The organism is Mucilaginibacter conchicola (assembly GCF_003432115.1).
Taxonomy (GTDB): Bacteria; Bacteroidota; Bacteroidia; order Sphingobacteriales; family Sphingobacteriaceae; genus Mucilaginibacter; species Mucilaginibacter conchicola.
Genome location: NZ_QWDC01000003.1, coordinates 732795 through 757560, shown reverse-complemented (window position 1 = coordinate 757560; position 24766 = coordinate 732795). Strand labels below are relative to the sequence as shown.

At 43.8% G+C, this 24766-nt stretch carries 22 protein-coding genes; 5 read left to right on the top strand and 17 right to left on the bottom strand.

Features of this window, described 5'->3' with window-relative positions:
• Nucleotides 1-29: 29 nt before the first annotated feature.
• On the bottom strand, nucleotides 30-419 hold the full coding sequence (locus D0C36_RS20110) for a response regulator (RefSeq protein ID WP_117393467.1): 390 nt from the start codon (nucleotides 417-419) through the stop codon (nucleotides 30-32).
• Between the two features lie 105 nt (nucleotides 420-524).
• Between D0C36_RS20110 and D0C36_RS20105 the strand changes: the two genes are divergently transcribed.
• Nucleotides 525-803 (top strand): hypothetical protein, encoded by a 279-nt coding sequence (locus tag D0C36_RS20105; protein ID WP_117393466.1) that lies wholly within the window; start codon nucleotides 525-527, stop codon nucleotides 801-803.
• Nucleotides 804-937: 134 nt separating this feature from the next.
• Here D0C36_RS20105 and D0C36_RS20100 read toward each other — a convergent pair whose 3' ends face one another.
• Together D0C36_RS20100 and D0C36_RS20095 are read right to left on the bottom strand one after the other, a co-directional pair.
• A complete protein-coding gene (locus tag D0C36_RS20100) occupies nucleotides 938-1390 on the bottom strand; it encodes a BLUF domain-containing protein (RefSeq protein ID WP_117393465.1) in 453 nt (150 codons plus the stop codon).
• Nucleotides 1391-1392: 2 nt separating this feature from the next.
• Nucleotides 1393-1752 (bottom strand): response regulator transcription factor, encoded by a 360-nt coding sequence (locus tag D0C36_RS20095; RefSeq protein ID WP_117393463.1) that lies wholly within the window; start codon nucleotides 1750-1752, stop codon nucleotides 1393-1395.
• A 349-nt stretch (nucleotides 1753-2101) separates the two neighbouring features.
• Here D0C36_RS20095 and D0C36_RS20090 point away from each other — a divergent pair, with 349 nt between their 5' ends.
• A complete protein-coding gene (locus tag D0C36_RS20090) occupies nucleotides 2102-3652 on the top strand; it encodes a sensor histidine kinase (protein WP_117393461.1) in 1551 nt (516 codons plus the stop codon).
• Nucleotides 3645-4001: a response regulator gene (locus tag D0C36_RS20085; RefSeq protein WP_158557156.1), complete on the top strand. Its 357-nt coding sequence runs from the start codon at nucleotides 3645-3647 to the stop codon at nucleotides 3999-4001. Before D0C36_RS20090 ends, D0C36_RS20085 begins: the two co-directional genes overlap by 8 nt.
• Before the next feature lie 59 nt (nucleotides 4002-4060).
• On the opposite strand, the gene D0C36_RS20080 is transcribed toward D0C36_RS20085, so the two are convergent.
• The 9 genes from D0C36_RS20080 to D0C36_RS20040 form a co-directional block, all read right to left on the bottom strand.
• On the bottom strand, nucleotides 4061-4300 hold the full coding sequence (locus tag D0C36_RS20080; protein ID WP_147322063.1) for a hypothetical protein: 240 nt from the start codon (nucleotides 4298-4300) through the stop codon (nucleotides 4061-4063).
• A gap of 60 nt (nucleotides 4301-4360) precedes the next feature.
• Nucleotides 4361-5674 (bottom strand): MFS transporter, encoded by a 1314-nt coding sequence (locus tag D0C36_RS20075; RefSeq protein WP_147322062.1) that lies wholly within the window; start codon nucleotides 5672-5674, stop codon nucleotides 4361-4363.
• A 218-nt stretch (nucleotides 5675-5892) separates the two neighbouring features.
• On the bottom strand, nucleotides 5893-6450 hold the full coding sequence (locus tag D0C36_RS20070) for a lipocalin family protein (RefSeq protein ID WP_117393455.1): 558 nt from the start codon (nucleotides 6448-6450) through the stop codon (nucleotides 5893-5895).
• Between the two features lie 293 nt (nucleotides 6451-6743).
• Complete coding sequence (locus D0C36_RS20060) at nucleotides 6744-7226, bottom strand: DUF4385 domain-containing protein (protein WP_117393452.1); 483 nt, start codon at nucleotides 7224-7226, stop codon at nucleotides 6744-6746.
• 332 nt (nucleotides 7227-7558) lie between these two features.
• A complete protein-coding gene (locus tag D0C36_RS20055; protein WP_117393450.1) occupies nucleotides 7559-8473 on the bottom strand; it encodes an amidohydrolase family protein in 915 nt (304 codons plus the stop codon).
• Nucleotides 8474-8789: 316 nt separating this feature from the next.
• Nucleotides 8790-9293 carry a hypothetical protein gene (locus D0C36_RS20050; RefSeq protein WP_117393448.1) on the bottom strand — a complete coding sequence of 168 codons (504 nt, stop codon included), beginning with the start codon at nucleotides 9291-9293 and terminating at the stop codon, nucleotides 8790-8792.
• A gap of 48 nt (nucleotides 9294-9341) precedes the next feature.
• Nucleotides 9342-9644: a hypothetical protein gene (locus tag D0C36_RS24415; protein ID WP_147322061.1), complete on the bottom strand. Its 303-nt coding sequence runs from the start codon at nucleotides 9642-9644 to the stop codon at nucleotides 9342-9344.
• Nucleotides 9645-10084: 440 nt separating this feature from the next.
• On the bottom strand, nucleotides 10085-11065 hold the full coding sequence (locus D0C36_RS20045; protein ID WP_117393447.1) for a nucleotidyl transferase AbiEii/AbiGii toxin family protein: 981 nt from the start codon (nucleotides 11063-11065) through the stop codon (nucleotides 10085-10087).
• Between the two features lie 2 nt (nucleotides 11066-11067).
• Nucleotides 11068-11649 carry a hypothetical protein gene (locus tag D0C36_RS20040; RefSeq protein WP_117393446.1) on the bottom strand — a complete coding sequence of 194 codons (582 nt, stop codon included), beginning with the start codon at nucleotides 11647-11649 and terminating at the stop codon, nucleotides 11068-11070.
• Nucleotides 11650-12145: 496 nt separating this feature from the next.
• On the opposite strand from D0C36_RS20040, the gene D0C36_RS20035 reads away from it, so the two are divergent.
• Nucleotides 12146-16276, top strand: a complete 4131-nt coding sequence (locus D0C36_RS20035; RefSeq protein WP_117393444.1) for an NACHT domain-containing protein — start codon at nucleotides 12146-12148, stop codon at nucleotides 16274-16276.
• A gap of 90 nt (nucleotides 16277-16366) precedes the next feature.
• The gene (locus D0C36_RS20030; RefSeq protein WP_117393443.1) at nucleotides 16367-18091 is read left to right on the top strand and encodes a hypothetical protein; all 1725 of its coding nucleotides are present in this window, start codon (nucleotides 16367-16369) and stop codon (nucleotides 18089-18091) included.
• A 144-nt stretch (nucleotides 18092-18235) separates the two neighbouring features.
• Here the strand turns inward: D0C36_RS20030 and D0C36_RS20025 are convergent, their stop codons facing one another.
• Genes D0C36_RS20025 through D0C36_RS20005 form a run of 5 tightly spaced genes read right to left on the bottom strand, consistent with a single transcriptional unit; the run spans nucleotide 18236 to nucleotide 24764 of the window.
• A complete protein-coding gene (locus D0C36_RS20025; protein WP_117393441.1) occupies nucleotides 18236-19666 on the bottom strand; it encodes a hypothetical protein in 1431 nt (476 codons plus the stop codon).
• Nucleotides 19667-19669: 3 nt separating this feature from the next.
• Entirely contained in the window at nucleotides 19670-20773 is a 1104-nt protein-coding gene (locus tag D0C36_RS20020; protein WP_117393439.1) for a DUF4062 domain-containing protein, read from the bottom strand.
• Nucleotides 20774-20820: 47 nt separating this feature from the next.
• Nucleotides 20821-21777 (bottom strand): hypothetical protein, encoded by a 957-nt coding sequence (locus D0C36_RS20015; RefSeq protein ID WP_117393438.1) that lies wholly within the window; start codon nucleotides 21775-21777, stop codon nucleotides 20821-20823.
• A gap of 17 nt (nucleotides 21778-21794) precedes the next feature.
• Nucleotides 21795-22283 carry a hypothetical protein gene (locus tag D0C36_RS20010; protein ID WP_117393437.1) on the bottom strand — a complete coding sequence of 163 codons (489 nt, stop codon included), beginning with the start codon at nucleotides 22281-22283 and terminating at the stop codon, nucleotides 21795-21797.
• A complete protein-coding gene (locus D0C36_RS20005; protein WP_158557155.1) occupies nucleotides 22284-24764 on the bottom strand; it encodes a DUF262 domain-containing protein in 2481 nt (826 codons plus the stop codon).
• Nucleotides 24765-24766 lie beyond the last annotated feature (2 nt).

Below are 24766 nucleotides of genomic sequence, written 5' to 3'. Positions count from 1 at the left end.
AATGAAAGCCGCCTTTCCGGGCGGCTTTTTTATGCGTTGCCGTCGTTCACTATTTCCGTGCTGCCGATCAGTGAACGGAGCCTTTCCGGCAGCTCGTGATAGGCATCAAAGGGCTTATGCAGGTAATCATCTGCTTCGCAAAGCGAGGCAACATGCTCCAGACGGTGATCTCCGGAGATCAGCAATACCGGCGTATTTTTTGTCTGTGGCTTGGACTTCAGTATCATGCAGATGATATGCCCGTTGATAACGGGCAGTAACTCATCGATGATATACGCGTCAGGCGCCAAGTCGATCAGTTCCTCAAAGGTGCGGATATGCCTTAAAGGCGTTACCCTGTAACCACCCCGGGATAAGCTTTCGGTCAGCAGGTCGAGTATTTCCTGGTCATCTTCGATGATAACGATGTGTTTATTCATGCGGTTTTAAAACGTACACCCGTCCGCAATGTTTGCGGCAGAAAGCAATAACTTTTTATTTGACAGCTGCCCAAACAATCTTTTGCACTGTCGCTTAGATAATCTATGACCTACGATCTGTTGATGCAGGAGCGTATCGACCGCTTCGGTGCCATTCTGAACATTATACCGCTTCCGGGGGAAATCCCCGGTGAGTTGCTGATCCTTTCGGCTGGTGAACAACCCGGCCTGTGGAGCTACCGTCATCTGCCGACCAAAGGGACCACGATCTACTTTATTTTCCGCAAACAGGGATATTCCGACGGAAGGCCAGCAGGCTGGGAATGCTTGGACCGGGAACTGAACGAACTGATGAAAGACCGTTCCCGGGTAAACGACCGCTGAACAAATATCGCAGGCCAGGCGGCTGAGCGCTCGATGTCTGTATGCCCGCGACATATCTTCACCCGCATATATTGTGCCATTTGGCCACCTGTTTACATCGTGACCGTTTATTATGTCCGGAGGTTTGTTGTCCTTCAGGATGTTCTGTAAAGGTCATAAAATGAGTGGAGGTAGGTCAGCGGGATATTCAGCCTTCCGCTTTCCGCCGCCCGGGGAAAGTTTTCGGGATCGAACCAGTTAGCTACTTCCGGCGGAAGTTCTTCCCTCGCCAGGCGTTTGAATCCCATACTCCAGTCAGGGAAATTACGCCGTCCGACCGTATAAGTGAACAGTTCGGTCACTTCCCGGTGCCGGCTATCCTTTCTTATGGAATTATACAGGTTCCGGACAGTTTCCTCCGGGCCTTCCAGAACCTGCACAAAACGTCCCCAGGAGTTCAGGGCGTTTCGTTCTTCCACGAAAAGCAGCATACCGGTGACGTCCAGCGACCGGTTCCTGCTCACGCACCAGTCCATCAGTTCATCGAGGTCTGCGGACCGCATTTTACGGGCCGCACGGCTCATGTAGATCAGGTAGAAAAGTTCCATATCTATCGGGTTAAGAATTTTGCGGCCAGTTCCGTGAGTTGTTCGAGACTGAAAGGTTTGTCAAGATAGGCGTCTGCCCCTGCCGAAGCGGCAAGTTCCCGGAGACCGCTGACAGCAGAAACGATCACTACCGGAATCCCGGCTGTTTCCGGATCAGATTTCAGCTGTTTGCATAGATCGCTGCCGTAACCGGCCGAAAGGCGGTTATCGAGCAGGATCATTGCTGGCGCTACCGCTTTTATCCCTTCAATTCCGGGACTGTCAGCAAAAGTGTTCACCAGATAAGCTTCTTCTGTCAGAATATAGGACATCATTATACGGATATCTTCATCATCTTCGATGATCAGAATATTTTTTTGCATGTAAAATGGATTGGGCAGTATTAACAGACGGGGCTGGGGCGAACGGGGAAATGGCTTTCAGTACTGCCCAGCAAAACTAATAAATTTAGCTAAAATCACAAAATTTACGCTATTTGGTTTTAGGATGAAATATTTGCCAGATATTTTAAAACTTTTACCGCCGGGGATTGTTTAAGATCCAAACCGCAGGTATATCACCACGGAAGAAAAGCGCCGGCGAGGGGGATCTTACGGCGCTTTTCGCATTTTGTGCCTGAACGTGAGATTGGAATATTTTTTGGTCACGGAACAGGAAACAAAACGTGAATCCGGAATGCGTGTTCCTGCTTTGCGAGGATACGAAAACTATATGCAAAACCATACCTCTACTGACCAGCTCCCGGGGGATGCCGGTCACTCCCCGGACCTTCCGCTCATCAAGGCGGCGCTCGATGCCAGCGTTTCAGGCATCATCATCACTGACAACCAGTTACCGGATAATCCTATTATATACTGTAATGAGTCGTTCGAGCGCATGACAGGTTACAAGCGGATCGAGATCATCGGTCATAACTGCCGTTTCCTCCAGGCGGACGACCGGCAGCAGCCTGAGCGCCTAAAGATACGCAGGGCTGTTCAGGAGGGCGAACATGTTTCGGTGGAGATCAGGAACTATAAAAAGAACGGTGACCTTTTCTGGAACGAACTGTTCATCTCTCCGGTACAGGCAGCGGACGGCAGGGTAACCCACTTTATCGGTGTCCAGCACGACGTGACGAGGAGGAAGCAGGCGGAAGAAGACCTGTACCGTGAAAAGGAACTCCGGGAGCAAAAAATAAAAGAGCGGACCTTACAACTCAACGCCAGTAAGGAATACCTGGACAGTATTATTCAGACCGTAAGGGAAAGCCTGGTAGTATTGGGGCCGGACCTGAAAGTGATTGGCGTAAACCGTCACTTTCTCAACACCTTTAAGGTGACCGCCTCTGAAACCGAAGATAAAAGCCTTTATGACCTGGGAAACGGACAGTGGAACATTCCAAAACTGAAGGAGCTGCTGGAAAACATATTGCCCAGCAACAATCCTGTCCTGGATTTCGAGGTCGAACATATCTTTCCGCATATCGGCAAAAAACTGATGCTGCTGAATGCTTACCGCGTAGAGCTGGAAGGCGAGTACCGCGACAGGATTCTCCTTGCGATCGAAGATATCACCGACCGCAGAGCGATCGAACAGCGGAAAGATGATTTTCTGTCGGTAGCCAGCCATGAACTGAAAACACCGCTGACCACGATCAAAGGATACATGCAGATCCTGGAACGGCTGCTGCCAAAGGACGCGGATGAAAAGCTCCTCGAAGTGGTGGGCAAAAGTACGAAACATATTGAGCGGCTGAACACCCTGATCAAGGAATTACTGGACGTTTCCAGGATCCAGACCGGCAATATCACTCTCCACAGGGAACGTTTTGATTTCGATGAGATGGTCAGAGAGACGGCCGATACGATTCAGAACGTATCTCCCAAACACCGGCTGGTGATCTCCGGCTCGACAGGCATCGATTATGAAGGCGATGAATCCCAGCTCAGCCAGGTGGTCAGCAACCTGTTGTCCAACGCGATCAAATATTCCCCTGACTCCGCAAACATCGAAGTAAACCTGGCCCGTGTAAGCGATTATGTCAAATTTTCGGTGACCGATTTCGGGGTCGGTATCTCGCCTGACGACCAGCGGAAGATCTTCGAAAGGTTTTACCGCGCAAGCGACACACAAAAGAACTACCCGGGCATGGGTATCGGCCTTTATATCTGCGAACAGATCGTCAGCCACCATGGCGGTAACCTTTGGGTGGACAGCGAGCACGGGAAAGGATCGACATTTAATTTCACATTACCGATTAAGCAAAAGACAAATGAGTAAAAAGATACTGATCTGCGACGATGATGAGGGCATACTGGAGATGCTGGAGATGGCGCTATACGCAGAAGAACATGAAATATCGACAGAGATCAACAGCCTGAAACTGATCGGGCGCATCCGGGACGAGCGGCCGGACCTGCTGATCCTTGATCTGTGGATGCCGGTCTTGTCGGGTGACCAGATCACCCGGACGCTGAAAGAAATGCCGGAATATAAAAACCTGCCGATCCTGGTCATTTCGGCCAGCCGGGACGGGGAAGACATCGCCCGGAAGGCAGGCGCCAACGATTACCTGGCCAAACCTTTTGATATCGATGAGTTGTTAAAGAAAGTCGAAAGCCTGAATTAATTAAAGCAAAATAACAAAGGCGGCTGGTAGCCGCCTTTGTTGTAAAACGATCAGTGATCTTATTCAATGATCGCCTGGGCGGCCGGCTTTGTAACATCTTTGGTCACCCCGGTCTGCTCGCTGAGCACAGAGGCGGCAAGGTCCGCCGCCTGCTCTTTCATGTTTTGCTTCGTTCTGCTGATCAGCGCTTTGCCGCCGTTGGTAAATAACAGCCAGCTGAGGCCGCCTGCAACCGCCGCTCCCGCTGCGATTGCGCCTATCAATAAACCTTTATTTGTTTTTTTAAGTGGATTTTTCATACTCAGATAACCATTGAAACAAAAAATGGTTAGCAAAACCATGACATTGGCTACTCCTTTTCAGGGTAGATTCGTAAATTCGGATAATGCTTCCCTTCGTTTTTGGCGGCGGCTAAAGCAGATGATAATCACGACACCAAGGATAAGTCCGCCGCAGCAAACACCGATCACCGGAGCGCTGAGGTAATTCATCGCCAGGCCGGAAAGATAGGCGCCCGCAACGTCACAAAAATTCACCAGGGCCATATAGGCCGTAAACTGCGACCCTTCCACTTTCTCCCGGCAAAGCGACATAAGCACGGGCATTGCCGCAACGCTGAAAAGGGGGTCGGCAAAATTCCACAGGATGAGTCCCGATATGCTCAGCGGCCTGTGGGACCAGAGGGCGCCCAGGCTATTAAAGCTGATGAGGAAAAAACAGACGCCAATCATAACCCTCAGCTGAAGTTTTGATGCGCCGATACGGTCAGCCAGCACCCCGCCCCCGAGCGTGACGAGTAAAGTGGCAAGCGTCCCCCATCCCCCCTGTAGAACGGATACGGCATTGTAGGGCCAGTGCAGGGTATGGATGAGATGATAAGCGTAAGAACGGATGAATATACTGTTACAGGTGTAAACAAGGGCGATTATGCCGAAAGTATGCAGGCTCTTCCTCGTGGTAATGCCTTGGTAAAGTTGTTTAAACAGCCAGCCCAGCCCGGGGTTATCTGCCTTCTCTGCGGCGGCAAAACCTTTCCGTTGTTTGCCGAAGGCGGGTATATAGCTGTCTCCCTGATCCAGCCGGATCACATAAGTGCTGAGGGTGAATACCAGCAGTAAAGCCGATTGTGTGAGCGCCGCGTAGTAAAAACCATAATGGTATAAGATGGATGACAATCCTGCAGAGCCCAGTGCAATACCCAGCAGGTAACCGCCGCGCATGAATGCGTTTACCCTGCCCCTTTCATTTTCCGGCACAACGGAAATGGCCATCGCATCCACGCTGGCATCCTGTACACTGGCAAAATTGCTGTGTATGAAGAAAGCCAGTGATACCGTACCCAGCTGCTTTACAGGATCGCTGATCAGCAGTAAACTCAGCGAGGCCAGAAATGCCATAAATTGCGTCAGTACGATCCATTGTTTGCGGTGACCGATGACGGAGAACTGATAGCGGTCGATAACCGGCCCCCAAATGAACTGGATGATCCAGGGAATACCGACAACCGCAACGAATGTACCGACACTTTGCGAAGAAAGCCCCTTCCCGGTCAGATAATTCGCCACAGCGGTCAGCGCAAAACCGGAAGGTATCCCCTGCATAACGTAGAGATACAAAAAGGTGAAATAGCGCAGGCCGGCGCTTTCCTTCAGGACGGGTAGATTTTTGAGCAAGAGGAATGGTTTATTAATAGAATAAACCGTCAACCAATAAATTGTTTCTCAATACTTTACTCCCATTCGGGTTAAAGAATACATGCTGGTCCAGGCGCATTGACGGATACTGGTCCAAACGTCACGTCCCCCTCTTCGGCGACCTCAGTTACCGTTTTGGGGCGTGATCCAGGCCGGGAACCAAGGTCAACCGGAAGAAGCTGCAAGCAGAACGGTACTTAACGGTCTTTCCGGTCGGAATGCTGGTTTGTCCATACCAGTTTACCTGTATCGTAGCCCAATGCTTTTGCGTGTTCCAGATACCTTTGCCTGATATATTCCGGCATGGTTTTATCCCGGGACAGCAGCCACAGATAATCCAGATTGTTGCCTGCGACCAGGACGTAATGGTAATCCTTATCGATAGCGATCACATTGTATCCGGCATAGAAAGGCCCGAAAAATGATACTTTCAACCGGCCTTCGTTTGCTGAATAAACGGGTTTGGCTTTACCGGTGCTTTGCTTCCATTTATTCTCCTTCACTTTGAAACCCCTGTTATCCACACGGATACTGCGGTCTTTATTCAGCGAATAAGTTGCTGTAACCTGATCGAGCCCTTTTTCGAACTTGAAGTCCATTCGCGCAATCTCATACCAGGTGCCCAGATACCTTTGCTGATCAAAGGGTTTAACGGCCTTTGCCCCTTTTGGGATGGAAACGCAGGATGATAGTTTCAGCAGAATTGCCGCCGCTCCGGCGAGGCCGGCGATCAGGTAGAAATTATGTTTGTTCATATAAAGATCTATAGTTTTTCGGCAAATGTGCAGAGATGACGGAAAACATGCTCATGCATATCCCCGGGATTCAGAGAACGCCATGTGTCGCCATCCCTGGTAATAAGGTGTTCCAGCTCCCGCTCCTGATGACGGAAGCGGTACAAGAGCTGTCCGTTCCCGTTGTTGATCTTTTCTTTCAGCACATAAGCTTCCGTTTTCCCGTCCTCTGTGGTAACGTTGTGATGATGTCTTCTGCCATAAATTGATCATCGCAACAAGCGAGCCATTTCGGGCTGGTAATCATAAAAATGTCAGCCTTTTTCCGACTTCCATCTTTTTTTCAGAGCGGCATACTGCACATTGGCTTCCGCTGATTTCCATTTCCCGTAAAAGATCTTTGCCGATTCAGCCTTTTCCGCTTCGCCCGTGCCGCGTTCGAGCGGCCGAAAGTCATTGGCTTTGTCGTATTTTTTGCCGCCTTTGTAATTGGCGTATCTGCGGGCCCGGGTATACCCCATTTGCAGGTATTTGCGTGCCATATCTGCACCAACAAAATCGTTGTCCGCCAGATATGTTTGAAACATCTGGTAAATCTTTTCGCTGCTTTGTTTTGCGATACCCGGCGTTTTGAAGCGCCAGTACTGTCCTATCTCGCTTTTGTAAGGTTCGCAGATCAGCACCCCCTGCTCACCTTTCCCTACGCGGTATCGTTCCGGGTGTTTACAGTAATCGATGTCAGGTTTCCAGGGATAGCTTTCGTTGTCGAAATTGAGATAACTGGGTTTGGAAAGCATAATGATTGAGCGACTTATCGTTTTAGATATGTTTATATATGCTTAGGCTTTCGGAAATATCTTTTTCCAGCAATGGTCAGGCCAAGTGCGGTCAACCCACGCTGAACAGGTCCGGTAAAAAATGATGCAAGTATGGATCTTATAAGCGAAGATGTAAGTCTGTTTCAGAGCGACGATACATAAATTGCCAACAAGCTGATTATCAGTAAATTATGAGATTTCAGTACCAAATTAAAAACAAACTTTTTGACCTAAATTCAGGTCATTTCTGGTACTATCATGTTAACCGAAGTGAGGATAACCTTGCGAAAGTAAGCATTGCTTAAAGATTTTTAGTTTTTTAATTGTAAAAACCTTGCAGCATTATTGTACAATATGTTCTGCTTGTCCTCTTTGGTAAGAAAATCAAGGCTATTTAAAAATTGAATCGATTTTTCAATAGCTCCCGGCCAAACCATTTGATCGGTGCCAAACATTACCCTGTTTAAGCTGCCGTCGGCCTTTGCAAGCTTTAAAAATTCGACAGCGTAATGTTGGGTGAGCGGTGAAACCCATAGGAGCACACCTAAATCAGAGTAAAGATGCGGATACATTTGCATTAATCTCACAGCATGTTCATACCACACCTCGCCAGAGTGCATCATATAAAGCCGGAGTTTAGGATACTTTACTAGCACACTTTCTATCAGGAAAGGGTCTCCTAAGGCGAGCCGAGCTTTAGGTGATCCATGATATGGCGTTTCTGGTGGACCGCCGCCCTCATGAACGGCAACAGGAATATTATATTTTTCACAGATGCGCAGGTAGGGCTGCCACACGCTGTCGCCCAAAGTGGTACCTGAATAATAAGTGCCCAATTCGCCAAATACTTCTACTTCTTTATTTCTTACCATTTGCTCAAAACGGACAGTGTCAATGTCGAAATCTCCGGGAGAGTCTATTGCAAGCCCGCGGATAAACATGTGGGACGGATCGTTTTTAACCCAATGCGCTACGCTTGAAGGAGACCCGCTAATTACGGCTTTTACGACCCCTGCCCTGCGGAAAGCTGCATAGGTGTCGTTAAAATGTTCAGTTGTTTGTTTTGAACTTTTAACTCCGGCAATGTCTGGTGCAGGATAACTAAAATGTTTACTATCATAGCAATGGATATGTACATCAATTATTTTTTGCTGCTGCGCTTTTGAATATAAAAAAGAGAAAATGAAGGGAATCAGTATCGGTATTATCTTTTGCGTGCTTTTCATTTAAATTGTTGTTTGAATATCAAAAGCGGAAGTAACTATAATTGTACGTTAACATCGATTGCATTAAAGTTAGGTAAAAATTGCGGACATTCTTGACAATACTGCTCCAATAGTTTCAGGCTCAGGCTGTTCCGACCTTTGGTTGGGAATGTGCTTTTTGACAAGAACTTCGGCAGCATCGTCCGTAGAAGGCAGTACATCCCGGACCACTTTATCAAGCGGCTGCTTCGCATCATAAGTTGGTCGGTAAACTCATCGTCGATCTTCGTCCACTATAAACAGCATGACTGCTCAGCTATCCCAAGCAATTTTAGCATTATACAGACAGACCGTTCCCGATCTTTTTCAATAAATTGATGCCTATGAAATAAGGCAGCATGAAAGGGACCGCGGGGATCGATACAATAAAATTCAAGGTAGAAAATGGCTCTGGTAAGGTCGGCGGCAATACATCCAATACAAAAAATGACATGCTGACCATCAGGTAAACCCGGCAAGCGCCCGGCTTAAACCAAGAAGCTCTTTTTAATGCCAGAGCAAAACCGGCTGTGCCTAAATAAACTAGCGCAGCGACCATCATATTGATATAAAAAAACTGATTACGAAGCGGCGGCAGCCATTCCGGTATACTGGCGATTCTCGAGGCGACGATCATCTGGTTTAGCTTGGTCAGGTAGAAGCCCCAGAAAGACATATCGATCAAAAACATGGGTGTGGCGATCAGGATCGCCGTAAACCCTAGTGAGGCGTAAAAATTACCCGGCGTGTTTTTTAACTGTTCCCTTAACACGGCGTATCCAGAAGCAATCAGCACGCCCATGGCTAGTAGAAAATAATACCTGATCATTTGCTCGTTGGCAGAGGATACCTAGGCTTTGGGACTTTCATAGGGCGGCGCGCCCAAACCCGCGAACATGGACGAAAGCAGTGTTGGTCCAATAAAAAACAAGGCGCAGGCAACCAGCTGCTTGTTCTGCCGGCCCTCTGTTGTGATCACATGGGCGCCCAGCACCCAGCTGGCCGTGAGCATTAAAACGACATTGACCAGCCAGATCGGCAAATAAATATGATAACTTATATACCCGACACCCATCCCCAAAACGATGGTTAAGATGGGGACAAGCGTCAAGTATAGCTGGCTCAGCTTTCGCTTTACTAAATTTGATTGCATAAATAACCTAATAAGGTCTACATGCTAAGATACAAACCTTAATTAACGTTTAATAGGCATTACAAAGAATTGGAACGTTAGGGTGATGTTTTATTTCGCTTATGGTATTATTTAAATATACCGTGTTCATATGCGTTAATACACCCATAGCTCATAAAAATTTTAGTAAGCCTTTTACAAAACTATTTTGCATCCAGAAAGTACGATCATAATAACTGTCAGTAAGTTGAAAAATATTTAACGGCATATTAGAAACAAGTGACAAGAACAAATTGTTATTGTCACTTGCCCTTATTTAATACACTACACAGCTAACAGCCTGACAAGCCCTTTTCAAGCAAGCATTTTGCAGCACAATCGTTTTTCTTACTAAGTACGCGACGAGAATATCAGTCATTACCAGCTCTTAATGATCAAAGCAGTTATGCTGTTGAATTGTTTTAAAGTTTAGTAAGGAGTGGCTGTAAATAAGAGATCATTTCGTCAAAGTCAGGTTGCCCCTGATAGTATAGTGCAGAAGTAGCCATATATCTGCTCCTGAAGTTTTTTCGGATAGATTCATCACTAAGTTTAAACGCTTCATTGTCGTTAATAGCAACATTTAGGTCGATCTCAGGGAAATGAAACTTTTTATGCTCGAAGTATTCCTCTGTCCCAATAAAAGCCAAGACATCTTCCTGGTGTAACAATTGAAAAATATCGTAGTACTGTCGCATAAAATTCACTTTAGGCGCATCCTCGTTCTCTTTGCTTTGCTCAACCCTGAATTTCGTAGCTATTGTCTGGAGCTTTTCCACTAAAGTGTACCCAGCATGATAGCATGGTATGGCAATCGCACGATTATCATCGATATCAATTTTTGAGGCCATCGCCCGATCGTAAGCCCATGAACTGATGTCGACGGGGGAATTCGGCGTGACCTTTGCAAATCCGACCTCCAGTAATATGCCATCCTTAATGCCCCAGACGGTATCAAAATGGCTTTTATAGATCAATCTGATACCGCCACTTCGGTAATTTCGGGGATCATCGAAAGCCGTGTCCCTGACAATTTCCATTATGCCTTTAACCTTGATATGATTAGCTAACCAGTCAAAAAACTGTCGCCTGGGATTAAAATGGTTTTTATTACTTGACTTGGGATTCTCATTTATATCCAGGCCGGTATCCGTTTTAAATGCTTCCGGCGGGCTGATATGCAGATCAATATCCTCTGAAAAACGATCTATTATTTTGTATCCTTTGGACAGTGAGGTCCCACCCTTCAATTCAAAGTTCAACCCGTCTGTTTTCAGGCTGTGAAGAACATGCATGATCCAGTAATCCTTTTCGATCAGTGGTGCGAGGATCCCCGTCTCACCTTCAAGGGTCAGCAAAAGATTTTTGAAATCTTTACGTTCATGAAGATATTCTTTACCCATTATTAAACTGATTTGAACGTACCTGAACCAAGAATCTTCCTTGTTTTGGCGGTTCCATACCTTTGCAAGGTCGTGCGTAAAGCTTTAGCATTAAGGTTGGGAAGGGCCTGCTGTACACGCTCTAGGACCGCAGGCTGGTCTTCAGCAAGTTCTGAAAGATTATTTACCAGGTCGATCACAAGGTATTCTTTACTTGGCTCCGCTGGAAAATCTCCTTTTTTTCTGAAGATGAACACCTTATTTCCGAGTTTAACTTCACCGCTTTTACTATGATTATATACGATCAGGCTGTTATACAATTGTGTTGTCCCCAAGCCCAATTTATTATAATGATTGTAAGATGTGATCAGGAATTTTCCATCCTTCAGGTACTTCCCGACAAGTGCCTTATTGGAAGGTGGTTCTTTTCCGAAAACGTTCTGCTTCGGATAATAATACAGGCTCGGGCCAACTTTTTCAAGCGTTCCGTTACCAATCAGTTCCCCGATGTGCCTGTCTACCGAATTAGACCATTGTTCTAATTCAGATCTGCGGTAAACATTGCCCCGCCTAAGGTGCTTCTTTAATTCTAAAGACTTTGACATAATTACCTCCTCATACAAAGTTAATGAACAGACCTATCATTTGCATGATTTTTCGTCAAAAATCATGCAAAATTTTGTGGAGTTGATATAGGAATAATTCCGAAATTATTTAATTTATAGATTTAGGCTAAGTGGGATAAAAGTTTGAATTGTGTAGCTTTGAAATGTGAAAACTTCTAAAACTCAAAACCCTGAGACAGAGAATCAGCCATTTAAGCTAATGGGATTTAAAGTTGGCCGGAGTAACCAACAGTTTTGCGGTTCGTAATTTCAATAAGATAGCTTACGGACCGGACAAGAACTTATTATACAAACTGGCTCAGTCTTTAACTATAACAAAGCCCGCCTGACAGGTTAATATTCAAAGATTGTAAAGTGATACTTATTGTCTGCTGTTTAAGATCGATTATAAAAGATTATATCTTCATGGCAAGTGACCTATCTTATCTATTTAAATTATGAAAGCAGAAGTAAGATTCGCTTTAGTTTTTACTTTATGAAAAATCTACCTGAAAAAGATCCAAAGGAATTCTATTTGTTTCCTTATATCTCAACCTATCAAAGTCTGGAGGATATAAAATCTTCCGATGAGCCAAAACGGTTTGTTTACAAACATGACCGGATGTCCGTCGCAGACGCGGCTACGTTGAACGCAATTAGCAGAGCATTTATAATTAGCGAACCAGGGTATGGCAAAAGCCGCCTTTTAGGAAAACTGGCTCAGGACCTTCCACCTGGTAAAGCAAAGTCAATTGACTTAAAACAATCACTGGATAACAATGAAACACTGTATGAAAACTGGGATAGTGAAGTTAGCCATATATATTTTGATGGTCTTGACGAAGTATCTGCCATTCAGTTTTCTCTTGCCTTGGATAAAATAGAAACGCTAAGCGGACAAGTTCCCAACCTGCATATCTTCATTTCCTGCCGAACACATTACCTGATGCGATGGCAAAGCAGGTTGCAGGAATTCCCCGATTTCAAGTTTGTTGTTATTGAACAATTCAGTGAGGTACACATACGCCAATACCTCGAACATTTTTTAGGTAATGAGGATATGGTACAAAGTATACTGAACAAATCTGCCGGGAGCAACCGCGACTCTGTTTTACGGACTCCTCGTTATTTGGAAGGATTGGTCAGGTCTATCCTTGCCGGTCAGTGGACCATCGCGGAACTCAACACATTAACCCGAGTGCAAATTTTTGAAAAGGTCATCTACTATCAATTATTCACAGAGACCTCAAAAAAGCAAAATGCCATAAAAAAACAGCTCAAAGAGAACGCTGCGAAAAACAATTCCGGAATCACTTTAATACTCGAACATATTCGCAAGCGGGAGAGCGACGACGCAAGTCATAATGAATTATTGATCACCCAGCGTGTTCTTGAAAAACTTGCGCTGATCATGGAGATATATCAACGGAACCGGATAACCAAAGATGAACTAATCTCCTTTCTGGATGAAACTCACAGCAACGTAAATCAGGCGTTCCTCCAGAATTTCAGTATTAACACATTTATCGAACGAACGCTAAAAAGCGTTGAATTTGATTATCTCGAATTTGAGAATACGGAGTTCCAGGAATACCTGGCAGCAAAAGAGCTGATTCGTATGAGTAATAGTGAACAGGTTTTGTACGACCTGATTATCGAAAAGCAACTTCAGATAATTCTCACAAACTGGTTTGATGTCATTCAATATGCAATTGAGCTTGAACCCGATAAAGTTGCCGGCGGTTTAGCCAATTACTTGTCGGCTCAGCCGCAACGCCAGGTTGAAGAACGCCTGATCGATCTGTTGCTGGGTCCGGGTATGGAATCAGCGGACGAAAACATTAAAAAAAATGTTTTTACGGCTGTCTTTACCTATTTCCAATATAACGGAGGTTACCTTTATCACAAAGACGAACGGCTGGCAGCATTATACCATCCCGACCTTGAAAGTTTACTTTCTTTATCACCTCCGCAAAACACCACTCCTGCTGAAACTATGCGCTTTATAAACAGTCTGCTCGTCACAGGAAAAGTTTGCGCACGTGGCATGTTCTCCGAACCATTGAGGATTGAATGGGTAAGCTATTTGATCGGTTCGATTACCCAGCCTGATAAAAGCCCCAAATTTGAAGAAATCTTTTACGGACTAGAAGCTTTCGGAGCGCACGCGGAGCTGATCGCGCTCTATCCGAAAATCAGAGAACGGTCCGATCAGATTATTGAATGGTATCTGGATAGCTTAGGAAGAGTTGCACCAGACAGAAGTGTCGATATCTTTATCGACATTTTGGAAAACAAACCAGGGGTTAACTCTAAAGAACGTTTCTTTGACGATCTCACCACCCTCCCTGCGATTCACAGCGTTTTGGATATTTTGCTCAGCAACAATATACTGATCGAAAGCCTTTTCAGCAATCGCTGGAGCTTTACCGGGTTTTACTCCCTTTTTGATCAGATCAAGCGTTATCGGAACGAATCGCTGGATCAAAAAGTCGAACAGCTATTTTATGTGATAGCGGACTCTGATGATTACCCTTACCTAAGCGGAACAAAAAAAGCATTTATGGAACGGGCAATAAGATATTTCTTTGAAAACAACGAGGGCTTTTTTGACCGCTTTTTAAAATCTAATGTTCACGCCAACATACTGCAAGAGCTGGCAGAAGCAATTTCAGGAGTGATCAGCATCGACCAGTTCGCCAAGATTGAAAATAAAGCAAGCCAGCAAACCATTCGCTATTACGACCTGAGGAAACTGATCGGGCACATGGAACGCGATGGCAGCTATTCACGAAAACCTGTGATAGCCGGAATAAAAGAACGCTTCGGTCATCTGTTTAAAGAACGAAAGCCAGAAACCCGGCCTATTGAACGGGAGAAACAGGACTCATTAAAAAAACAATACGCCCAATTTAAAAAGCTGCTTAAGCCAGGGAAAAACAGTTTTAACGGCGATGTTTTCAAATATTATTTTGAACATTACGAAACACTGCTTCCACTAATCCAACCGGCCGAACACGCCGAGATCAGGCAACTGATCAGAGATATTATATCCAATGTTGAAACAGAAGGCTTTCGTATTACCGTCAAAAATGAAAAGGACCGAATCAATTATCAGTTAAACAACAGTTGGTGGTTCAATTTTGGCTTTTTTGTTAGGATGGCTTTATTTCTTGAAGAAAAGGAAATCCTTGCAGCAAACAGAGACAAGATCATCAAATACTTACCGCTATTGCGTGATTACAATGTCGATAACATCGAAGTGATCGAACCGATCATGACCTTTCTGGGTCCCTTGACAGATGCTGATATGGAAATTTTGTGGGCATATTGTGCAGAAAGAAAAGATGATTATGTTTTCAGCGCTGCAAGTTCATTTATAGATCTGATTAAGGATTATCAGTTGATCAGTCTTGCTCCCTTTCTGCAACAAATCATTTCTTCAGATGTAACGGCGGGTTACGAAAAGATCAAAGCGCTGAAATGTTACGAAGACATAAACAACCGGAAAACCGCAGATCGTGCTTACCTAACCAGATTGTTCAGGGAATTTAATTTAAATAATGAATCGAAAAGGCAATTAGCTGATCTGGCCAACGAAATCCTGATCACAATATATGCCGATGAGTCAGCAATTAGCTGGCGATTTGAAGAACTAAAAAAGCGGAAGATACTTCTGGACGATGAACCGGTCAGGCGGAATGGAATTCGTCCTTATCCAGAATGGGAAGTAGAATTAGATAAACCACAATTCGGAAAATGCCTCAACGTTCACCGCGATCACAGCACCCAGCAACGCATCTTCGATTTACTCGAATATGCGTTGTCTATCCGGCCATTAGACAGGCACAAACGCTATAGTGAATATCTTATGGTTATCGTTTTCGAATATTTTGAAAACAATAACGATCTGAAAAACATCAATAGCATCAACAGCATCCTGACCCGATCGGAGTATAGCGGGACCGCTGTAGCATTTAAATCACATCTGGTAAAACTGGAAAAGCAATTATCTTCGGTACTGGCCCGTCACGATTCCATCAGTGATCCGGTACGCATTTATAACAGTATAAAGGCCAGCCGTTACCTTCCCATATATAATCAGCGAGCGTTATCCGAAATAATTAACGCCTCCGTAACAGATTTAGAAAATTTCGTATTTAACAAGGGATATGCGCACACGGCTTTACAACTGAGCGGAGAAAAGCAATCGAAAAACACCCGGCTTTTTAATGAAGATATTCTCCAAAAAACATTGGCCGTCCAACTCGAAAACAGCCTTATGCGGAAAGGGATCCGGGAGGCTGACATTTTACGTGAAGTGCAGCTGTCGGATGATCAAAGATTAGACCTGCTGGTCAAATATGGATTCATCGGACCGGTAATGATTGAACTCAAACTGCTGCATAACCCCGAGATTCAGAACCAAACCAAGCGTCGGGCCTATCTCGATAAGCTGACCAAATATATGCGGGGCATCGGCGCTGACCATGCTATCTATCTTATTTTCAAAGTCAGACAAAGCACGACTGCTGAAATGACTGCATTGTCCGAGCTATACGAGGAATATCAGCACGCGGCAGGTTTGGAGATCAAATTTATTGACTGTACGAAGGGTTTTGTTTGAGGACAATCCCACTAAACAAAGTGAATCATGTCGTTAACGCCATGAGCGCTGGACGGAAACTATACCTGAAACTTCATTTATCTTTGCTGGATGAGCAACCCAAACCTGATTCTTAAACTGATCGGTAGCGTTCTTGAAGAAACGCTTCCTGGCGAAGAATATTTGACGTTAGCGGAGCTGCGGTCAGTGACGCACGAAGACTCAATTAAAACTATCGACACCAATACCGCGCTTATTTCGCCTGGGCTATTTAAGAAAATAAAAGCTTCACACACCAATCCTTTTGTCAATAGCACCGGCGCATCTTATCATGAAGACTGGGCATACACACCAGATTTCTGGCTTTACCTTTCACCGGCACCAGGATTAAAGAAAGCTGAAACACTGGTCGTTTCATGGACCTCAGGCAACCAGACTACCTTGCTTCCAGACCAGGGACTCGTTAAAACCTTTGATCTGATACCGCGTTTTGCAGGAGACGAAACGCTATGGCACGACCTCGCCAAGCCATTGTATAACGTCATCATAAATAAACCCGTCTCGAATTATGATTTCCCTAGCCATACGGAGTCTTATGTAAAAATATTACCGGAATATCTGGAAATCTACTTAAAACTAAGGAAGAAGTCAGCGGTTCAGATTTTCACAATAAAAACAGATCTCCCCCTGGATAGCACAACCGCGGAATTATTAAATGGAAAAGATCATTACAAAGGAGAAACCGGGCATTTCGAAATCCGTTTGAGGAGGTCTTTTAATCAGGATAAACGCATACATATCGAAATCAATGGCTACCGTCTGTTATTGCCCCCACAGAAAGATGAGGATGCAATCCCCAAGGAGATTGGACACTATTGGCAGGGAATCGGGGGTTTGGTTGACAGCTGGCGGGCAAGACACGAAATGCCAGGCGAATTTGCCTACGTTTCTGATGAAGTACTGGACCGTTATGAGCAGGATGATGATTATGAAGTTCATCCCGAATCTGGCAGCGTCAGCTATTTAAACCAATGGTCGATATCACATTGCGAGCGTATCGGCAGAAACGGTATCAAAGTGGAAATTAAAAAACTTTATGAAGGCACTCCTTACGGAGAAATTGACTACTGGAATAAGTTTTCGATAGATCCCTCTGCAATCAGGCCGGGAGAAAATATAGAAGAAAAATCCCGCCGACTTATTCGCAGGTTTTTCCTTTTCGGCCGGATACTTGCTAAATTAATTAACAGAGCCTGTAACTTTGACTACACCGCCGCCCATATCATTACGCTTGACGAAGACAGCATCGACCATCGTGGCTGGGCAGAGTTCTTAGATTATGAGCAAATCAGCCGCCATATACCAGCCCGCGGATTTTCAAAAGACCAGTTTCTGACGCGATGTAAAAGCCTTTACCAATTACTGGGCGAGAATTTACAGGAAGCAAGAATACGTAAAGCAATCACTTGTCTGGAATTCCCGGACTCGGCGATAAACGGGTTTCGAAGCCTCAAGCTGTTGGAAATGCTGATCAGATATTTCAGCATTGCCCGGAACTCAGGCCTTGATATCACTAAAGATAATTTGGAGATCGTAAAACGCACATTGGAAAAAAATGACAACTTTCCATTGGCCGACCTAAGCGCCCTTGTTAACATCAGGAACCTGGGCTCTCACAAAGGAGGGGACATCAAAACAAAGCTGCAAACACCGCTGAAAGCTTTGGGTATTGCGCCTAACGCCATATCCAATAATTATGCCTATGTCTGTGATGCGGTGTATGATCGATTGGCCGACATGTTTACTGAACTGAATGAGTGGCTGGTCGATCTGTAAGGATAGCGGGACCACTTACGGCAGATGAAAGTACTAGGGATCAAAGATCCGGAAGTTTCTGATTCTGCCCGATCTGATGGAATGCCGTTGTATATTACGAAAACGGGAATAAACTATTTGGTTAATAAGCAAAACAAATTCATGTCATTTCAAGGTGCCTATCTTGTTAAACATGAAAGAACGCAGAAATAAATCAAGCGTCACTCTGTAATAAAATGATCTTACTTTAAGCGTATGAGATTCGATCTCGTGTTTAAGTTCTTCTATTGTATTAAGATTGAAAAACGCCACCATTTGTGACGCAAAAACCTCCTGTTCTGTTTTTTTCAAAAACACCGGTGGCTCTTTAAGGAAAACAATGCTCCATGGCTTCCAGCCATGGCCAAACCTGGAGTGATCAAGTTTAGAAATTTTGTTATAGAGATATAGAAAAAAATCAGCAGCTGCAAAGTCTCGCATCGGAATCAGTTCGGCCAACCGTCCATTTTGATGTCTGTCTTTAAGCAAATTAGCATGCAAACTTGTGATTCCGCGCCTCTCACTTTCTTCTTTCAGCAAATACGCCCATTCAGAACCATAGTAATAATTGACATCTGCAGGCCCGTTTTCCTCTAAAAGGTATTTTACTGTTATTGTTTTCTGCAGCAAGCGCTGAATTATTGTATACTGCTCATCTGCAAGCAGGAACCCAAATAAGGAGGTAAGCATTTCATGACCGGCAAAACGAAAAAAATCATAATCCCCGTCGAAGGTAATTCCGCCGCTATCAGCTACCCGATATCTTTCGATTACACTTCCAAACCATTTATAGATCTCTTCAATTAAGGTAACATCTTTTATTACAACAGCAGTATTGGCCACAGCAGCAAATTCCAATATCAGTGGTTCCGACTTCTCAATAGCTGCCAATAAATGATCTAAGGTGCCACCGTTGTGAATTGTTGGCGGCTCCAATCCGGATAGTTTCTCCAGGATAGTTTTCAAAAACCTCCTGAGCATTATGATCCGGTTATTTGACTGGTTTTCAATGGCCGTAATCAACACACTTATATACGGGCTGGTTAGTTCACCATCGGGAAGCATCAGCAACGCATCTCTGAGCGCGTTGTTAAACTTACTTTCAAGTTCTTTTCGTGTTGCAGCCCTTTCAACCGCATTTTCAGCGGAATAATAAGTCATGATGCGTTTTGAGCGAAGATCGAATGGCAATTCTTCTGGTTTCCCGAAAGCGGTATTAAATACGAGAATAACCCGTTCATGGCCAAGACAATGCAAAGCATACCCAAGTTCGATAAGCACATTGGGATTGGGGGTTTTACGCCCCCCGTAACTGCTGTTTATAATGGATATATCGGCTACAAACACATGGCTATGGCTGATCTTGTGAAATATTGCTGCCGAAATATCCGGTGAACCGGGCAGGTCAAGGGTGTCCCTGTCAATCCTCGGCTCAACTGCTACGGAATCATCAGCGGCTATTTTTTTTGCGGCCGCTTCTAATGAATGCTGGATCAGGTTGCGGTTTGCCGCACCTTTGATATCAGACTGCCATGAATAAAATACCCGTCTTATCATAAATTACAACAACGCTTTTGCGGCGTTAACGGCTGCTAATATCATTGTCCTCGCCTCCGCTCTTTTTAAAAGATTCTCATATTCTTCGCTTGAAATAATCCAGTTATTAAAGGCCAGAAATTGCATATTTATTGCCTCTTCAGTTCGGCATTTTGTAAGAAACACCATTTGGATATGGGTCGTTTGTTCCCAGACATAAAGACCGAAATCTGAAACAACTACACTTACATCTGTGTATCCTATCACATTTTTTACCTGCGTTTCCGTCGCTGTTCCAAATACGCCGACGAAGTGTATTGGTCCGGTTTTACCTGCATCGTATAAAATAGGGTCATTTAAAAAAGGACGTCCTGCAAAGGCTTTGGCGTCCTCTCTGGACATATTGTCCGGGATGGAAAATACAGGTCTTGTAACGTCAGGAAAATAAACAGAATTACTTATCAATTTTTTGAGAATCCTGGTAATTGCTTTATCCCTGTCACTATATTTCAACTTCTTCCAGTCAAGGGAGACCTTGTTATTCGATTCTACGCTAAAATACTGGTTGGACAATTTAATACGTGTTTCGAAATGCCTGGATAGCGTGCTTAGCACCGTTTGGTAAAGTTCTTCCTCAAAGTCAGCAGATGATCTGTGACCGGCCATAAGCTTTACCGGATTGCCGAACCTGTTCATTTTTAAAAGGTAGTCTTCGAACGCCTTGTTCCTTTTAATTTCATCCGCCTCGACGGAGTTAACCAGTGCAAATTCCCTGATATCGATCACGGCCGTTTTATTTTGCGAAACAGCAAGAGCCTGCTCCATTTCCGCATGACAGATACCTACTTCAATTGCCGGCGGCGCCCAGCCTGCATAGCCATTGTACAGAACAATAGTAAAATCTGAATCCTTGATTTCGTCAAGACAGGTCTGGTAACTGTCTTTTGATGCATCTGCCGCGAAATCCTCATTTATCTTCACCTCAAAAATGGGCTTACCCATAAACAGTTCACTTTCAAGTTTTGCTTTCAGTTTTCTTCTTATTTCTGTAAGGCTTTCGCCGGGTACAGTATCAATTGTGATCGGGTCATTGTTCCGGCTGGAAATAAATATCTTAAAATTTAACATGGCAGATTTATTAAGGATTGTTAAATAAGTGGAAGTGAATTTATAAACTAATTAGTTTGACGCGTGATTTTAACCGGACCATTATTTTCAATATGAAAAATATCAGCCTGTTCAGAATTTATTGCTCCCAAAATTGTACAGGCTGCCGTTTTCAAGCGCAATTCGTCACGAACTTGATAGACTATATGACCGAAATTATAAGGAGACAATCCGTCTGTGCTGATAGGATAACCAGGGAATCGTTTTGAGGGATCATTAAATTCCGGCTGCAAAGTCTGGACGAGCAGTTTTTCGGCGTCCAGCGCTATAGTACTTTTTGTTGGAAATGTCCTGAGGGTATTATCAGGATCATCCGGTATAAATGAGCCTACTGAAACGACATCACTGACATCAAATAAAAGCAGACAAAGTTCATGTGTAGGCAAAGCCCTGCCTTGCGGTGTAACTATACTCAGTATCTTCTGCAGCGTATTATGGCCATCAAGCCTCCTCCAAATTGGCTGATTTGTTGCTTTACCTACATAATGTACGTCGTAGGTAATAAAAGGCAGATAATTCCCTTTAACGTCAGCGACTAATTTGTCGGTAAGCCAATGATAGATGAATCGTTCCGGTGTAAGCCAGCTTGAAAAATCACCGTTCTGGAAAAATTTAAGACCATCTACTTCTGTCCATGGCAATTTAGAAGGATCACGTTCTTTATCATGCCAACCGATTTCCATTGTCAGGTCTGCACTAATATCATCAAAAAGGCTCGTCTGTCGTATCGGCATTTTACACATTAACACTTCTGTGCAGGATTGCTTATGGATTTCAAAAGTAAGTTCATCTTCAAAAATTATAACATTTTCAAAAGTCATCAGCGGGCGCTGCACAATTATATAAAGCATGCTTTCGGCCAGCAATTGCTGAACTATCTTCTCCGTCCGCACAAATGTAAAATCGTAATTGCTGATTGGCGGATACGCCAGCCGTAGCCTGATGTCAAGTCCTGTAAAATTCATTGTAATTACTTTATATATTAAGACCTTACGAACAATCCATACGCAACAATCTTATACATTCCCTCTTCCCGCCAGCCGCTATTGATAATCCGGTAGTTTTTGATCACATTGTGGCTCAGACTGCATTGTTTATTTTTAATGTAAGAAAAATCATCATGTGTATGTGAATAGATAAGGAGGCTCTCAACGTTACTGAGTTCTGTTGGTTTGAGTTTTTGTTCTTCACTTAAATTGCCAAAACTGACCAATAACTTATGTTTTTTATGAGCTTCCTTAAAATCAGCCTGCTTGATCAAGTGATCTTTCTGAAATATCCTTGTGGTGACATACTGCTCAATGCATTTTCCGATGTAGAAAAGCTTGAAATTGTTATTGTGCCGACCAATAATTTTATAGAAATAAGTATCCTTACACTTATCTGCTTCAATTTCGCTTACTTCCTCAAGGCTTACGGGCTTTTGCCATTTAATAGCGACGTCAATTCTTTTATGTTCAAACTGATGCATTTATTGTATTTTTAATAGTGAGTCGGAAAGGCTGCGAAGCGTATCGGCAACTGTTTGCTCATCCACATTCTTAGAATATCTCAAACCTTTTTCTTCAAAGGAGAGGTTAGCAAGACTTGTCTTAATATTATCATGGATGTCTACCTGGTCCTGGTTATAAAATTCTATGCTGAATTCTGCTTTAGAACCTTCGGAATAAACAGCAACCGTATACAGGGAATCTCCGTATGAAAAACTCTTTAGTCTGAGACACGGTTCCTCATTAGAAGATTTAACATCATTATGCCTGATCTGCTCGTTAAAGGCACTGAAATGAAGAGTTCCGGATTTTTCCAGCATTATCCACAGTGCATACAAATAGAGATCCGTATGATAATGGTTCATCTGAGATTGACTTAGTAAAGTCACTTCAGAATCATTACGAACTTTGATCATTCGCTGATTACAGTAGCCAATACACTTTGGCGCAGAGATAAATACTCTCCTCCAGTCTGTAACAGGCGATTCATTAATGATATCAATTAGCGCCCTGTCATCATCGAGGAGGTCTTTCAGGTAAAGGTTTTTTTCATTGTTCCTGAAAAGTCTTCGCCAGTTCTCCTCACGCTGCCTTAGAGTTCCGCGTACAGACCGGCAGAAACTGATGTTTCCGCCGGATTCGATCAGAAAATTACCTTTCGTTAATAACGCTCGCTGCAACCTGAATTTATTTGCATCAGCTGTGAATGCCTCATCGGAGAACAAGACTTTAGCTTTGGCGGCATAACGTATGAAATCTTTAAAGTAATCTTCCTTATTTATTCTGCTGAATAATAGAAGGAAACCTATCTGACCATAAAAATAAGCATGATTTTCCGCATCAATCAATTCGTTTTCCCAGGCTCCGTCAGCTGCTATCAGACGGCACTTTACTTTTTCTTCCGTAAGTTGAGCAGGTGATAAAAACAAAACTTCGTCTACATAATCCGATGCCAGGTAACTATATATCTGAAATTGATGTTCGGATAATCTGATAATCGATTTTAATGCACTGATGTAGTCCGGGGTGCTGTCTATAGTTGAATTGTAAATAAGGTTTTTTGTTACCCGCGCCCATTCAAACAATTGCCTCCGTTCTTCATCGGAATACGATGAAACATTAATCCGTCGGGCAGAAATAAAGCAAATTAGTGCATGAAGATAACAACGGTCCCATAAATTAATTGTTAACAGGTCCGGGCCTAACAATTTACTCAGTATCCGATCCTTACCATCAGGATATAATGGTTTAAGAATGGTTTCAAGTTCATGATAACCATTGCCTTCAAGTGCGGAAAGGGTGTAGAAAATATGGTTTAATTCCGTTTCCGAAAAACAGCCGATACTTTTATATACGGCAGGAGATATGTAATCGTTTTTCCGAAGCAGGTCAAAATTAAAGTTGGCAGCGGCTGATATTTTACTGTCGTTTACCTCGAGTGTTCCAGCATAAGTATTAAGTGCCATCAAGTTGAAAAAAGCCATATACTGATCATCAACTTCAAATGAGTTTTTTTTCTTGAAACGCCAGAAAAGATCTGCCCACTGAATATCAATTCTCTTATGCCACTCTTCAGTTAATATTTTAAGATTTTCTTTTTTAACATGTTCCTGAATCCAGGTCTTGAAGTTTTCAAAATCCGACAACTGTTTCCCCCGGGCATTCATTTTAACATACAGATCATCTGTAAGTTCAAATTTGTCCATATCCAGAAAATCAAATGAAATAAGATCCGATTCCGTCAGAGATTTCAGCATCGGCTCCAGACGTTCAATCGAATAGGATGACAGATGTCCGTGAATCTCGTCAAGCACTTTTAGCATTCCTTTTACCGTCGGGTCTTTACGCCAATAGGAAAAGAACCAGGATCGATCAGAAATTTGAGACGAAAGTAAATTTTGTTTTGCCGCGCCATATTGCGAAGGATCATCTATCAGAAAATCCGCGGTTGATAACGCCCGGCAAAAACTGTCGGAGCCAGGTCGTGTCCGGTAAGTAAAATTAAGAAGCGCAGTTCTGCTTTTTTGCGTTCTGGTGAGAAGATACCAATGCAGCAGGTATAATGTTGTCAGACGCTGCTGCCCATCCAGCGGCACGAACGTCGTATCAGGAGATCCCCCATCCGTGGTAGCAGACTTTTCTAAAAATTCATATTTTATATTAATTTTCAGTGTATCTGAATAAGCTTTGACTGATTTGAGCAGACCGTCTATTGCCGTCTTGTTTTTTTGCCGCGTATGTACATCTATTCTTCCGTTAATTTTTCCGTAAACAAAATCAAGATGCACAGGTGCTGTTCGGTTATCTAGGTTAGTAACCAGGTCTGTCACGAATTTTTTCCTGATCTGAGCTGCCTTTGGATCGTCCTGTTCATCCCGGCCCTGCGCGTAATCACGCTGAATGATGGGAATCTCAACCCTGTGATTGTTTATCAGCTTCCAGAAAGTGTTATTTTGGTTCATAC

Bases quoted from the DNA above. Each gene is read 5' to 3' on its own strand.
- D0C36_RS20110 (WP_117393467.1), bottom strand. From the start codon at position 419: ATGAATAAACACATCGTTATCATCGAAGATGACCAGGAAATACTCGAC.
- D0C36_RS20105 (WP_117393466.1), top strand. From the start codon at position 525: ATGACCTACGATCTGTTGATGCAGGAGCGTATCGACCGCTTCGGTGCC.
- D0C36_RS20100 (WP_117393465.1), bottom strand. From the start codon at position 1,390: ATGGAACTTTTCTACCTGATCTACATGAGCCGTGCGGCCCGTAAAATG.
- D0C36_RS20095 (WP_117393463.1), bottom strand. From the start codon at position 1,752: ATGCAAAAAAATATTCTGATCATCGAAGATGATGAAGATATCCGTATA.
- D0C36_RS20090 (WP_117393461.1), top strand. From the start codon at position 2,102: ATGCAAAACCATACCTCTACTGACCAGCTCCCGGGGGATGCCGGTCAC.
- D0C36_RS20085 (WP_158557156.1), top strand. From the start codon at position 3,645: ATGAGTAAAAAGATACTGATCTGCGACGATGATGAGGGCATACTGGAG.
- D0C36_RS20080 (WP_147322063.1), bottom strand. From the start codon at position 4,300: ATGAAAAATCCACTTAAAAAAACAAATAAAGGTTTATTGATAGGCGCA.
- D0C36_RS20070 (WP_117393455.1), bottom strand. From the start codon at position 6,450: ATGAACAAACATAATTTCTACCTGATCGCCGGCCTCGCCGGAGCGGCG.
- D0C36_RS20060 (WP_117393452.1), bottom strand. From the start codon at position 7,226: ATGCTTTCCAAACCCAGTTATCTCAATTTCGACAACGAAAGCTATCCC.
- D0C36_RS20055 (WP_117393450.1), bottom strand. From the start codon at position 8,473: ATGAAAAGCACGCAAAAGATAATACCGATACTGATTCCCTTCATTTTC.
- D0C36_RS20050 (WP_117393448.1), bottom strand. From the start codon at position 9,293: ATGGGCGTGCTGATTGCTTCTGGATACGCCGTGTTAAGGGAACAGTTA.
- D0C36_RS24415 (WP_147322061.1), bottom strand. From the start codon at position 9,644: ATGCAATCAAATTTAGTAAAGCGAAAGCTGAGCCAGCTATACTTGACG.
- D0C36_RS20045 (WP_117393447.1), bottom strand. From the start codon at position 11,065: ATGGGTAAAGAATATCTTCATGAACGTAAAGATTTCAAAAATCTTTTG.
- D0C36_RS20040 (WP_117393446.1), bottom strand. From the start codon at position 11,649: ATGTCAAAGTCTTTAGAATTAAAGAAGCACCTTAGGCGGGGCAATGTT.
- D0C36_RS20035 (WP_117393444.1), top strand. From the start codon at position 12,146: ATGAAAAATCTACCTGAAAAAGATCCAAAGGAATTCTATTTGTTTCCT.
- D0C36_RS20030 (WP_117393443.1), top strand. From the start codon at position 16,367: ATGAGCAACCCAAACCTGATTCTTAAACTGATCGGTAGCGTTCTTGAA.
- D0C36_RS20025 (WP_117393441.1), bottom strand. From the start codon at position 19,666: ATGATAAGACGGGTATTTTATTCATGGCAGTCTGATATCAAAGGTGCG.
- D0C36_RS20020 (WP_117393439.1), bottom strand. From the start codon at position 20,773: ATGTTAAATTTTAAGATATTTATTTCCAGCCGGAACAATGACCCGATC.
- D0C36_RS20015 (WP_117393438.1), bottom strand. From the start codon at position 21,777: ATGAATTTTACAGGACTTGACATCAGGCTACGGCTGGCGTATCCGCCA.
- D0C36_RS20010 (WP_117393437.1), bottom strand. From the start codon at position 22,283: ATGCATCAGTTTGAACATAAAAGAATTGACGTCGCTATTAAATGGCAA.
- D0C36_RS20005 (WP_158557155.1), bottom strand. From the start codon at position 24,764: ATGAACCAAAATAACACTTTCTGGAAGCTGATAAACAATCACAGGGTT.